This is a genomic window from Oceanicoccus sagamiensis, from assembly GCF_002117105.1.
Taxonomy (GTDB): domain Bacteria; phylum Pseudomonadota; class Gammaproteobacteria; order Pseudomonadales; family Dasaniaceae; genus Oceanicoccus; species Oceanicoccus sagamiensis.
This window is the reverse complement of record NZ_CP019343.1, coordinates 2,003,151-2,015,328: the sequence shown is the minus strand read 5'-3', so window position 1 is coordinate 2,015,328 and position 12,178 is coordinate 2,003,151. Positions and strand designations below refer to the sequence as shown.

Here is a 12,178-nt window from a genome sequence, read left to right as displayed (position 1 = left end):
ATGAGCCTGGTAAAATCCAGCGCACAAAGCAATACACTTAATGCGATTTATATCCTTGAACAGATCATTTCTCTAGTTAAAAAAACCCAGAGCCGCAATTATTGCTGCTGAATTATTTAAAGCAACTAAAGAGACTCGACGATGCTATAGAGTGCGTCGAAAAGATGCTGAAAACATTTCCAAAAAGTGAAGCAGTCATTGCCGAGAGCGCGATATTCTATAAATCCATCAATGACGCAGACAGCGCTCACTCTATCCTTGACAAAGCCATTGCCTCCAATATTAAATCGGCAAGAATTTATCGATTACTAGGCTCTATATATACAGCAAACGGCAACAATGAAAATGCCCGGAAAAATTTTTACAACGCTTTAAAAATCAACCCCAATGACAGCTGGGCCTATATTGGTTTAGCAAAAACAACAAAAGCAGATAAATTTATTACGCTCATTCCTGCAATCAATACAATACTGAATAAAAAAACCTGCTCCAATAATGAAAAATCTGGCCTAACCTTTACCAAAGCCTGGGCCATCAAAAAAAGCGACCCTGAAGGTTACTTTGAACTACTGACAACCGCTAACAATTTTGCCGCACAAGATCATCAAGAGTATATAGATCAACTTGAGCCCCATTTAAGAGAGATTAGAGAAAATATTAATGAAGACGCGCTAAACAGCATCGATACCTCTAAACAAAACCATACCTATTCGCCCATATTTATCATCTCACTACCGCGCTCAGGCACCACACTTTTAGAACAGATCATAGGAGCGCACTCGCAAACCTCACCGATTGGAGAAAGCGGCGCCTTTAGCTATGCCATAATGCAGGCTGCCGCCCAATTGAAGACCTCAACAAATTTTGAACAATGGCCCAGCCAGAAAAACTTCTCTAATTTTTTACCGATACTCGACAAGCACTTTCAATCGTATTTACCCGTAAGAGAATCTAAAGATAGACGACCCGTGGACAAATCACTGCTGAGCTATAAACAACTTGGATTAATGTTTGCGACTTACCCTAATGCCAAAATTATCCATATCCAGCGACACCCCCTGGATAATATTCTATCTTGCTATCATCAATTCTTTGAAAACCACCACAACCACCTCTTCAATCTGGAGGCACTGGCTTTAAATAGCAAGATGTTTAACGAACAGATGAGCTATTGGAAAACAGTATTCCCCAAAAAAATACTGACCGTAAGCTATGAGGACCTGGTTTTACAACAAGAGGAAAAAACACGCGAGATACTAAACTATTGCGAGCTTCCTTATGAAGAACAATGCCTAAAATTTTATGAGCATATCGGCACAATTAACACGGCGAGTAATGAGCAAGTCCGGCAACCGATGTATAAATCCTCTATCGGACAATGGAAGCAATTTGAGCAACAACTACAACCTGCCATCAGGATTTTGGGAATGGACCAAAGCTAACCACCTTGCAGTAGCATCTGGCATATCCCCCCTATTGGGAGACAGAAACCGCTCAATAATGCCCATACTACGCCGTCCGTATCGCTTCCAGAGCCTTATAATGCGCGACTTCCGCAACACTACAGCTCGTAACTGGAGAAATTTAGTTCTTTAGCGGGGCACGAATGCAAACTAGAGCATCCAGCCCATAATCGGCAGTTCCCTCACTCAAAAGCCGTACAATTCACATGTAAACTTGTACGCCTAGGCATCGGCCAGAAATATGGTAACCTAGTCTTAGTGCCCATTGAGTGAGGCTATAATAATAGATAGGTGAATATCACATGCGCAAAGTATCACAATGCCTAATGTCTTTAACCCCAAAGGTTATGAAGCTGCCTAAAGAGTTCAATAAGATTAAAGATCCCGTTCAATGGGCTTTGCATACATTCCAGCTGAATATCAAACATTCAACACTACAAATTACCCACCCCTCTTCAGACAAAGAAAATAACAGCGAGGGGGAAATTAGCCATATCAATTCAGATCACCCTGGAGCCTTTACAACGTTTGCCAACGGAGTTAATTATGGCAACCCCGTACACGGCCGACTTGAATTAATCAATATTATTGCTGGTCAAGGTAAAGCAAAAGACGGGGCCCAACTCGTCTATAAACCGTTGCAGAAAGGACTTGTTCCCGTACTGGAAAAACTGCACCCACTGGGTTATTTTGTTCGAGCAAGCCTCTGGTTAAGCAGCGGCAATCACAGATATTCAGCCCACTGCGATGCAGGGGATGGACTTTTGTTTCACCTCAGCGGTCGAAAAACAGTACGGGTCTGGCCAACGCCCAAAGCACTTCAACAGTCAGCATTATTTGACTTCTCAAATCTAGAAGAAAGAATGGCTGAAGATTATATAGACTTTAATTTAAAACCTGGCCAAGTATTATTTATACCCAGCGGAGCCGCTCATGAAGTCTGGGCCAAGGGTGAAGATCCCGCCGTATCGGTAAGTTTCCACTCAGGTTCAACCTACCCTATTTTGCACCTTTGTGATAGCTTGAACCAATCAAAAGACAAAGACATTTTTTCTTTGCCGGAAAAATTTCAAGGTACCAGGAAAAAAACAACAACATTTTTTGAGCCCTCTCGTTTTATTCCAAAGGGGTACGAAGCACCTGAAGATATCCCACAATCCCTGCAAGACATGTTAAAAGAAACACTTATCGCCAAAGACATTAACGAGCAGGAGTTAGACGCAGCTCTTAATCAATGGTGGCAAGAGACCATGGCCAATAAAAGCTACCCCGGTGATTTTATTACATAGAAAACCATGTCAAGAAAGGCACCTCTGTGCAGACACAATCCTTCCATACCTGCCTCAAGGATGAATGACGATCATAAGCAAGCTGTCATCACCACATAATGCTACTTCGGAAAGTTATCAACTGACCTTTGTTTATTCGTAATATTTATTTCGCTAACTGACCCACACAGAATCTTTAACCTGGCGGTGATAGAGAGAATTTTTTATGATTAAGAACGCTGAGCAACAAGGGGAATATTTGCGTCACAATGCTAGCGGGAATCTGGTGACGTAAATTATTTACCCTGGATTCGTTAAGCTGATTCAACGCCGTTGATACCCAACTCACTACACTCAACTAAAGACCCACTCACTGGGGTTTAATGACGGCAATACTCTCGAACACACTGCTCCCGCCAACATCAAGCTCGGCCACCGATCAATAGCCAACAACCCCTAACCATCGCAAGCTCCATGAAACAGTCGTTAATAAGCACCCCAAATACCCCTGCGCCAAGGTTCGGCATTAAATCAGTGTTAGCTAATTGCAGACTTATAAGGAGGCACTGAAGCCAGCCAATCCGCCAAGCTCTAACTGATCATTATTTATCCAGACCCTCGTTTGAAATGTCCTTGTCAGCAAGGCAGATGATCGATAAAGCTAACCAGGATGCTGGAACTATCTATTCCAGCGCCGTATAATGCGCGACGTCTGTGAAACTCATACAGAGCCAAACTTTCAAATTTGGGCCTTTAGCTCAGTTGGTTAGAGCATCCGACTCATAATCGGCAGGTCCCCCGTTCAAGTCGGGGAAGGCCCACCATTTTTCTATCGATTCATTGGTTTAATGGATTTAGAACTCCCGATTCTCATAGCACATAGAGTCGGCAGCCCTCATATTTCGATTTCAGAATTCTCACATCACACAAAAAGAGCCTTTTGCGAAATGTAATATTTTGTAGGTTCGTCATTCAGGCTTACAATTCAAACAAACTGAAAACCTTAAATTCTGGGAGACTGCTATATTCTAGGTTGTCCAGTAGAGAGCTAGCCGACTACTTTCTCGCCATCCTGCCAGACTCCTTGAGCTACAGGGTACTTACTTAGCTGAATTTTATTATAGATTTCTTCACGATGGACTGAAATTTCTTTTGGTGCAGCGACACCCAGTCTTACCTGATTACCACTAATACCCAAAATAGAAACAACTATATTGTCACCAATAATCAGGTTCTCACCTTTTCTACGACTCAGTACTAACATATTTAATCTCTCCATAATAAATATAGGAAATATTTTAGATATCTAACCACCCTAACCTGATATCAAGATGCCTTCCATTTTACTAACCACCCATATCAACAATCACTTACGATCTTCCAATTGACTAAATAAATACTTTTTAACGCTGCTCATTAAATATTTTTAAGTCTACTTGCAATGACTTCTTATGATTTAATTAGCAAACTGTTATATTTCACCAGAAAACCTATAGCGACTACTGAATATTTCTTTCAATAACGTAATACTCATCAACATAGAGGTTTATTATTGTATTATCCTCAAGCTGGATAATGTCAGTATTTGAATCTGGTTGCGGCCCAACATATTTACCTTTCTTGAACTTATATTCAGAGACCCAAAAGCGACCTCCACCACTGCAAACCACTGTATCACCTTTTTCTGCTCTTATTAGTGTCCGAGTCAAACTTTCAGCGCTATATTCACTCATATTTCTCATACCAAAATATTTTTAGTTTCTTTCAATTACCAATAAAGGAATGCCATAAAAATTGTATAAAAACTCGAACAAAAATTATAATCTCGCTATAGTTTTTCTCTGACACAAGAACGCCAACTACCTTTATGGCTACACTTTCCGCTTTAAGCCAAAAAGACCCAAAATTGCAGAACCAAAAAACCATGCAGCTGCTGGAATCGGTATCGCACTTACGACCGAACTGCTAAATGCACTAACATCCCCTTTTAACTTTACTTCTTTACCGCTGGATTTAAATTTAACTTCGAACTCATGTTTTTTTACAAAATTAGAAATATCAAGGGCGGGGTAGGCAGCAGGTATTGTCGTGTTAAAGGCATCCGCATTATCATCATCCTCTAATTTAAGCACAAGTTTCTCGAAATCTATGGAAGCCCCTGAGCCTGATGGAGTTATTGCATCACGCAAACTTTTATCATCGATTTCAAATTTGTCATGAGGGTTGGATGAACTGCCATGGTTGTTTTCAATTTTCACTGTAATATCATCTGCAATATTGCCATCTGAATAGAGCAGAGTTCCGGCTGATGAACTAATAGAGAACAGGAAATTTATATTGGGTTCCTTATATTTCCCAATAGCGGAGTTACTATCCGTATCAGGATGGTCATCATCAATGATCAAAGTACCTGTTAAAATATTACCAGTACTAAACCCATAGTCAGCTGCATCGACTTTTTTATCACTGAGCTCATCAACAACACCAATAAAATCATACCTAATAGAGGATGCCTTAACAGCCTGGGAAAATAGGGGGGTTGCTACAACCGCTGTAAACAGGCCGGTTAAAAGGAAGTTCTTTGTAGTTATGGTTTTTAAATAATTCATTTTTATGCTCTTTGCTTGGGTTATTAAGCTAGGCTGCATAAACTGAGCCAAAAATTATTTTTCTTTTAAATCAATAGGTTAAGTAGGCATGCTATTCGGCGTTATGGCGCTGTTACGTAACAGCCTGTATCAGATTACTGTAACCACGTGGAGCATGCGCCATCACTTGAGGCGTGCCGACCATGATATGCAAACGACAAACTTAAAGTGGCTGCGCAGCTTTCTGACTAGAAGCCAAGCCCGCTAAGAGCATAACAGCACCCAGTTCGGTCCTGGCTCGGTGTTCGGTCTCCCCTACTCCATACAGCTCATAGGCTCATGACCCGACGAACCTGACACCCAACGACATCAGGTTCGGACTGGGTTCAATTTCGGTTTTCTATGACCATCCCCACCCCAAAACTCCTTAGTTTTCTTCGGCTTGCTGACACCGAAACGGACTGTTCACCGGTCTCATAATCGGCAGGTCCCCCGTTCAAGTCGGGGAAGGCCCACCATTTTTCTTTTGATTCATTGGTTTGATGGATTTATAACTCCTATCTCAACTCCAGAAAACTTCACGTCACACTATGGCCAAAGCACTCCTTACAATGGCGGCCACTCTGAGCAAGCATCAAATACTTTCTACCATGCTATAGGGTATTCCATAACCCATGGTGAAAGTATCACAATAAAAAACAATTCGGCGGTAATAACTTCTGCTTTTAGTAACAACCGGCATCCTCAATCCACCAGTTATAGCGATAGAACAACGGCTAAGACCTGTATCAAGTGACAATATAGACGTATCAATACATGTAACACAGCCAACAAATTAAGCCCATCACACTAGTAAGACGCTGTTTCATAACCGTTTTTTAATCTGGAAGGATTATTGCATCTTGATAAGCAACAACTTCAGTGAGGTAAGTATGAGTTTATTAAATACCGCCAGGCTAAAGGAAGCATATTCAACCTGTCTAGATAAAAAAATGGTAATTTATTTTCAATTCGAGCCTACTAAAAAACAACTTTTAAAGTCGTTTTCAGTGTTTAATTTTGATCAAAAATCATCGTCTATTTTGCTGGCCTTATTGATGGGCTTCAGTATTTCCTGTGCCTATGCGGGGCCTACCTATGATTTCGGGGATGCACCAATACCCTACGGGGAGGCGTGGCACTACACGGCTGAATGGCAGCGACTAGGTACAGAATACAGTAAGGAAAAAGAGGCTGTTGCCGAAGATGATGATGACGGTGTTAGCTGGTCTACGGATGGAGGTTTAACCTTCGGTAATGGTAATTTAGTACAAGGCCAGACGGTTACATTTAAGTTTGATTTTACCCGCGGCACCTATGGTAGGCATGATTATGATGAACTCAAAGCCTGGGTTGATTGGAATGGTGACTATGAGTGGTCAACGTCTGAAATTATTGCTCAGGAGCTATGGTACAAAGATACGGTTGAGTGGGGCGACACGCAAATTAATCGAGATGATTATTTAAACGGCGTTGAAAGCGACCCTAATGCTGTACTCTACCGCGAAATTCTAGCGACAATAGTAGTTCCTGAAGATAGCATGGGGGAATTATGGTTGCGTGCTAGAGTTGTTTGCGATGAATCAATCTATAAAAATAATGTAGATGGCATCTTGAATCCAACCGGTTTTTTTCATCAGGGCGAAGCTGAAGACTACAAGCTTACGGTTACATCAGTTCCTGAGCCGTCCTCACTAGCTCTGCTCATTATGGGTTTAGCTATTTCTTTTATACAAAGAAAAAAGTAAACACTATAGCTTTTGTGATGCATGTTGATTTCTGATGGGCAGCTTTTATAAACTTTAAGACTTTTTAATTTGCGGAGTAAAAACCCGTTTGGCTATTGATAAATTGGGGTCTATAAATTAAACGTAGCCCAGCATCTCAACTTGACACCCAGCGGACCTCGCTGTTTTTCAGAATTCCAGGCTTTCACTGTCTGCTATTTGAAAAAAACCTGCCCTACTCAACCCAGTTCGGTACTGGCTCGGTGTTCGGTCTGCCCAAGTTCATACAGCTCATAGCCCCATGACCCGACGAACCTGACACCCGACGACATCAGGTTCGGACTGGGTTCAGTTTCGGTTTTCTATGTCCATCCCCACCCAAAAACTCCTTATTTTTCCTCAGCTTACGGACACTGAAACGGACTGTTCACTGGTCTCATAATCGGCAGGTCCCCCGTTCAAGTCGGGGAAGGCCCACCATTTTTCTAACTTCCAAACTGGTAGGTAACGCTAAGACCATAGCGTCTAAGGTCACCAGTTGATGCCACCTCATGAAGCGTTCCTGACAGCGGAATGGATGCAGTGAAATACTCTTCATCGGTGCAGTTGCTGCAATAGACTCTCACTTTCCAAACTTCATCCGGGCTTATTGATGTATAGCCAATATTCACGATGGCATAGTCTTCCTGAACCAGCGTTCCGTTTGGTGTGAAGGTTTGATCATCCCGCCAACTGTAATCGGCACGCAAACTGCCTTCCCAGCCGCGAAAGGATTCATGGGTATACTCAGCCGACAACCAAACGCTATTTTCAGGAGACGCGGGTAAAGTTCTGCCGCTATAGTCTGTACCCGTACTGGCTTCGATATATTCTTCGAAAACTGCGTCGAGGTAAGAATAACTTGCCTGCAATAATAGATTAGCTCCTGCTTGATACTGCACATCCACTTCAAGGCCATCGATGGTACTTTCTCCGGCATTTGACGTAACAAGTACGCCATCAAATAGCCCATCGATTTGCTGGTCTTCGTAGTCATAATGAAAAACGGATGCGTTAACCTGTAAGCGCTGGTCAAGCCAGCGTGACTTTAGACCTGCCTCCGTAGCCACCAGTGTTTCTTTATCAAAACTTTGTTGGGCCAGTGCTTCATCGGAAGTAATAAATTGAATACCGCCGCTCTTATAACCTTGCTGATAACTTATATAAAGCATCATGTCTTCTTGCGACTCCGGCGCCCATTCCAATACCACTTTGGGGTCTGTTGATTCAAAATCTATCTCATCATCAAAACTGAAATTTTGTGCAATAAAACCCGGCGTTAATGGTGCCGTATTTTCATAGGTGAATTCTTTAGTATCTTCGCTATGACGGATACCCAAAGTCAGTGATAACTGCTCATTAATAGCATAAGTTGCCTGTCCAAAAACAGCCCAACTACTGGTTTGTAAGTCGACGGTTGTGGACGTAGGATAAGGAGCAAGACCAAACAAACCGCCGGGTACACAAGGGATATCTGTTGGTAACATCGGAGTTGGTGTACAGATACCAGGAATTTGGCTAAGCAAGTTAAGCCCAGAGAAAATTGAATCGGGGCCAAAGGTCACCGCGTCGGTACGGTCAGCATCATCCTCGTATAGAAAAAAACCCGTCAACCACTCTACCTTGTCATCCATGCTATAAGCACCGCCATATTCAGAACTTAGTTTAAATTCAAGGCTGGTTGTTTGTGATTCCTGCAAAGAGTCTTGTATGTAAACGTCATAAGGGTAGCGGTCCGTATCAGCAAGCTCTTCTGCTTCTTCGTCTCTGTAAGCAAGCACTGCATCAGCACTCAAATCTTCTCCTGCCCAGTTAGTGACCCATGCGATTTGTGTGGCCTCTATATCAGTCGCGCCAGGAATCGTTTGTTCATTTTCAAACATATCCTGCGATTCTCTTTCCTTATAGGCTGCAATATCAGCAGGAGAAATAAGCGGGGAAAGTGCAAACAGGCTTGGGTCGTTGGGATCAAAAATCGGCTCACCTAAAAACGCATCACCCTCCTCGTCGCTATAGTCCGCCATTAGGTCCATCGTTAACTCATCTGTGGCTATATAGCGTAACTTGGTTCTAATTGACGTTGCGCTAAAATCATCTTCCTTACCACTAATACTATCTTCTCTAAAGCCACCAATTTCACGAGTGCTTAGCGCGATATAACCCAGCAATTGATCCTTTATTAATGGGCCGCTTAATACAGCGTTAGCATCATAGGAGTCTTCGTTCGCAACACCTGCAATAAACTTACCCGTAAATTCTTCGGAGGGTTCTGCAGTATAAACACTAATGGCACCACCAATGGTATTGCGACCATACAAAGTCCCTTGAGGTCCTCTTAAAACTTCAATTCGTTCTATATCAATAAGGTTTTGCATGACACTGCTGAATCGAGGCACATAAACACCGTCTAGAAACACACCTATTGACCCTTCGGTACCAATGTCATACTTATTAGTGCCGATACCTCGTATATAAACATTGGTCCGGGATTTGGTTGTTCCAACAACTTCCATACTGGTAACCGTTGTTGCCATATCACTGACATCAGTCCACCCGGTTTTCTCTAAAGTGTCCCCACTGAAGACAGAAAAAGCGGCTGAAATCTCTTGCTGCGTCTCAACACGCTTTTGCGCTGTCACAAAAACCTCTTCAAGTGCAGGTCCACTATTATTTTGTGCAAGCAGAGTGCAGGGATATGCTGCAAGAAACGTGATTAGTAAGCGGAAGTGTCCAGGAGTTTGAGGATACATAGATTACGTCTCTCTACAACATAGCTGAATGGTTAGTTCAGTTTATATGTAAGAAAATAAATCTCTGTAAGTACATACCGCATTTGATAGACTAGATTGTAATTAGCACCAATCTTGACTAGCTTACAAATTAATAAATCTGAATTTCTATTTTCATGTTTTCAATCTCTCCTCCTAAGTGAAAAGCGCCCTGCTCGAACCAGGTTCTATCATAGGTCGGCGACTACACTCATCCCTCTCTTACAACGCTGGGCGGAAGATATGCTACTTTGGTACGGTCAGGACTATGAGGAAGCGAGTAATCTAATGGGGGGAACTGGTACTTATATTGAGTAACTTACGCAACCCTCAGACTTCAAATTCAGATTATTTCACATCACACTATGGCCAAAGCACGCCTTAGCAGTCGCGGGGCACTCTGAAAGAGCCTTTTGAGAAATGTCATATTTTGCAACTTCACCATTCTGCCCTTCAGGTCAAGCAAGACGAAAACCTGAAAAGCTGCGAACTTGAAACCCAATCAACGCACCCGATTGTGGGGATGTCCGTTGTTGAGGCAACAGCTGGCGCTATCTCACGAGGATAATGTTAGCCTCCCAGGCGATTGTTGATCCAAAGGAGATTTAGATGGCCTGCGCACCACCAATCAACTTGTGTTTCTTGCCCGCCGATAGTCGATAAATTGTGCGCATCAATGACCTGAGAACCCCTAGGTTAGGCTCCAGCAAGCGACCATTAGGGAATATAGTTCACATTACGCTGAATAACTGGCAGTATAGCTGTACAATATATGATCAGAGCGATAACCCAAGCCACTGCATTTACTTCCTTTTGAGTTACGGGTTACGCTTTATATATCCTAAAGGCTAACGACTGCTAAGCAGAAAAAACCTTATGAACGGATGCCAGGAAAATAATTTTTACCAATATGATATTAATAAAGACAATATTATTACGTCTATTTGTCAGGATTTCCTGAGGTTCGCCGAACAAAATGATTACCTCCTAAAAGAAGCCCGTATTCTAAACTCACCACTTTTTGACTTCATAGAGGGCGATGACACTCGTTATATGAACTCAGTACTAATAAACCGAGTAAGAGAAACTAAAATTCAACTAACTGTGCCATTTCGTTGTGATAGCCAAGATCATAGACGCTATATGGAGATGTCGATAATCCCACTTGAAGATGATGGCCTTAGATTCAAAAACTTTCTCGTAAAAAGCGAGAAGAAACAGGACATTGTTTTATCCAATCTGGATACGCACAAAAGCATAGACGTCATATCAATGTGTAGCTGGTGCAACCGCTTTAAAGTAACTAATACTCAATGGGAAGAAGCTGACATTGCAGTTAGAGAGCTTGGTCTTTTCGGTGACAATGACAGAAAGCGTATAACTCACGGTATTTGCCAAACATGCAGTGAGTTAATTATGACAGCTGAAGGCTGATATAATGAAAATTTTAATTGCGGAAGACGATGATAATTTATGTGCTCTTATAGCAAAATTTTTATCCAGTAAAGGACATTCTGTAAAAGGGGTCAATAGTGGGCGAAAAGCTATCGAGCACCTTAAACATGAGGATTGTGATTACTTAATTACAGACATTTATATGCCAGATAAAGATGGTTACGAGGTGATCGAATTCATCACCCATAGTCATCTAAATACTCGCATCATTGCTATCTCCGGCATGAATGGCTTCCATGGTATTGACTGCCTGGATATTGCAAAAAAGCTGGGAGCTAACACCGTTATTGAAAAGCCATTTGACTTTAATAGATTGACCACTGCTTTATCGAATTAGATCATTACTTCCAATGCATGTCAGCTATTGGCACGCAACAAACCTCGCAGTTTTTCAGGATTTCAATGTCTGCTTTTGAGTGAAAAGCTGCCCTTTCCCCACCCAGTTCGGCCCTGGTTCGGTGTTCGCTCCCCCGAATCCATACAGCGCATATCATCATGACTGGGTGTCACTGACTTCTACTAACATCAATTTCGGAATAGATTTGGTTTCGGCTTGAGCACCCTTCCCCACTAAAAAACTCCCTGGCTTTTTTCAACTTAGCGCACCCAAAACGGATTGTTCTGTGGTCTGATAACCGGCAGGCCCCCGTTCAAGTACTCACAACACCCCTAACCTAAGGTATATTCTTCCGCACCTGCCCTCTCCTTCAGCAGACGATGAGATAAATAATTACCCCCTGTAATGTCATCTATATCGACAAGTCATTGGCCATACTTTCTAACATGCATACTATGGTTTTTTCGTATATGCCTTTCTAGAGTAAGGGCCTG

Annotated in this window: 9 protein-coding genes and 1 tRNA gene; 6 read left to right on the top strand and 4 right to left on the bottom strand. The window is 42.3% G+C overall.

Going from position 1 to position 12,178, the window contains the following annotated elements:
• Positions 1-164: 164 nt before the first annotated feature.
• The 3 genes from BST96_RS09200 (at position 165) to BST96_RS09190 (ending at position 3,555) form a co-directional block, all read left to right on the top strand.
• Positions 165-1,442, top strand: a complete 1,278-nt coding sequence (locus BST96_RS09200; protein ID WP_085758424.1) for a tetratricopeptide repeat-containing sulfotransferase family protein — start codon at positions 165-167, stop codon at positions 1,440-1,442.
• A 323-nt stretch (positions 1,443-1,765) separates the two neighbouring features.
• On the top strand, positions 1,766-2,752 hold the full coding sequence (locus tag BST96_RS09195; RefSeq protein WP_085758423.1) for a JmjC domain-containing protein: 987 nt from the start codon (positions 1,766-1,768) through the stop codon (positions 2,750-2,752).
• Positions 2,753-3,478: 726 nt separating this feature from the next.
• Positions 3,479-3,555 (top strand) — tRNA-Ile (locus tag BST96_RS09190).
• 224 nt (positions 3,556-3,779) lie between these two features.
• On the opposite strand, the gene csrA is transcribed toward BST96_RS09190, so the two are convergent.
• The 3 genes from csrA to BST96_RS09175 all read right to left on the bottom strand — a co-directional run bounded on the left by csrA (position 3,780) and on the right by BST96_RS09175 (position 5,340).
• Entirely contained in the window at positions 3,780-3,995 is a 216-nt protein-coding gene (gene csrA / locus BST96_RS09185; protein ID WP_085758422.1) for a carbon storage regulator CsrA, read from the bottom strand.
• A gap of 235 nt (positions 3,996-4,230) precedes the next feature.
• The gene (locus BST96_RS09180) at positions 4,231-4,464 is read right to left on the bottom strand and encodes a hypothetical protein (RefSeq protein WP_085758421.1); all 234 of its coding nucleotides are present in this window, start codon (positions 4,462-4,464) and stop codon (positions 4,231-4,233) included.
• A gap of 138 nt (positions 4,465-4,602) precedes the next feature.
• Complete coding sequence (locus BST96_RS09175) at positions 4,603-5,340, bottom strand: hypothetical protein (protein ID WP_085758420.1); 738 nt, start codon at positions 5,338-5,340, stop codon at positions 4,603-4,605.
• 911 nt (positions 5,341-6,251) lie between these two features.
• Between BST96_RS09175 and BST96_RS09170 the strand changes: the two genes are divergently transcribed.
• Entirely contained in the window at positions 6,252-7,106 is an 855-nt protein-coding gene (locus tag BST96_RS09170) for a PEP-CTERM sorting domain-containing protein (RefSeq protein WP_085758419.1), read from the top strand.
• A 464-nt stretch (positions 7,107-7,570) separates the two neighbouring features.
• Here BST96_RS09170 and BST96_RS09165 read toward each other — a convergent pair whose 3' ends face one another.
• A complete protein-coding gene (locus BST96_RS09165) occupies positions 7,571-9,763 on the bottom strand; it encodes a TonB-dependent receptor (RefSeq protein ID WP_169713956.1) in 2,193 nt (730 codons plus the stop codon).
• Positions 9,764-10,768: 1,005 nt separating this feature from the next.
• Here BST96_RS09165 and BST96_RS09160 point away from each other — a divergent pair.
• Both BST96_RS09160 and BST96_RS09155 read left to right on the top strand, forming a co-directional pair.
• Entirely contained in the window at positions 10,769-11,326 is a 558-nt protein-coding gene (locus tag BST96_RS09160; RefSeq protein ID WP_085758417.1) for a hypothetical protein, read from the top strand.
• Positions 11,327-11,330: 4 nt separating this feature from the next.
• On the top strand, positions 11,331-11,684 hold the full coding sequence (locus tag BST96_RS09155) for a response regulator (RefSeq protein WP_085758416.1): 354 nt from the start codon (positions 11,331-11,333) through the stop codon (positions 11,682-11,684).
• The last annotated feature ends 494 nt before the right edge of the window (positions 11,685-12,178 follow it).

What these genes read in the sequence shown, in the direction of transcription:
- BST96_RS09195 (WP_085758423.1), top strand. Translation starts at nt 1,766, where the DNA reads ATGCGCAAAGTATCACAATGCCTAATGTCTTTAACCCCAAAGGTTATG.
- BST96_RS09160 (WP_085758417.1), top strand. Translation starts at nt 10,769, where the DNA reads ATGAACGGATGCCAGGAAAATAATTTTTACCAATATGATATTAATAAA.
- BST96_RS09155 (WP_085758416.1), top strand. Translation starts at nt 11,331, where the DNA reads ATGAAAATTTTAATTGCGGAAGACGATGATAATTTATGTGCTCTTATA.
- BST96_RS09170 (WP_085758419.1), top strand. Translation starts at nt 6,252, where the DNA reads ATGAGTTTATTAAATACCGCCAGGCTAAAGGAAGCATATTCAACCTGT.
- csrA (WP_085758422.1), bottom strand. Translation starts at nt 3,995, where the DNA reads ATGTTAGTACTGAGTCGTAGAAAAGGTGAGAACCTGATTATTGGTGAC.
- BST96_RS09175 (WP_085758420.1), bottom strand. Translation starts at nt 5,340, where the DNA reads ATGAATTATTTAAAAACCATAACTACAAAGAACTTCCTTTTAACCGGC.
- BST96_RS09180 (WP_085758421.1), bottom strand. Translation starts at nt 4,464, where the DNA reads ATGAGTGAATATAGCGCTGAAAGTTTGACTCGGACACTAATAAGAGCA.
- BST96_RS09200 (WP_085758424.1), top strand. Translation starts at nt 165, where the DNA reads ATGCTGAAAACATTTCCAAAAAGTGAAGCAGTCATTGCCGAGAGCGCG.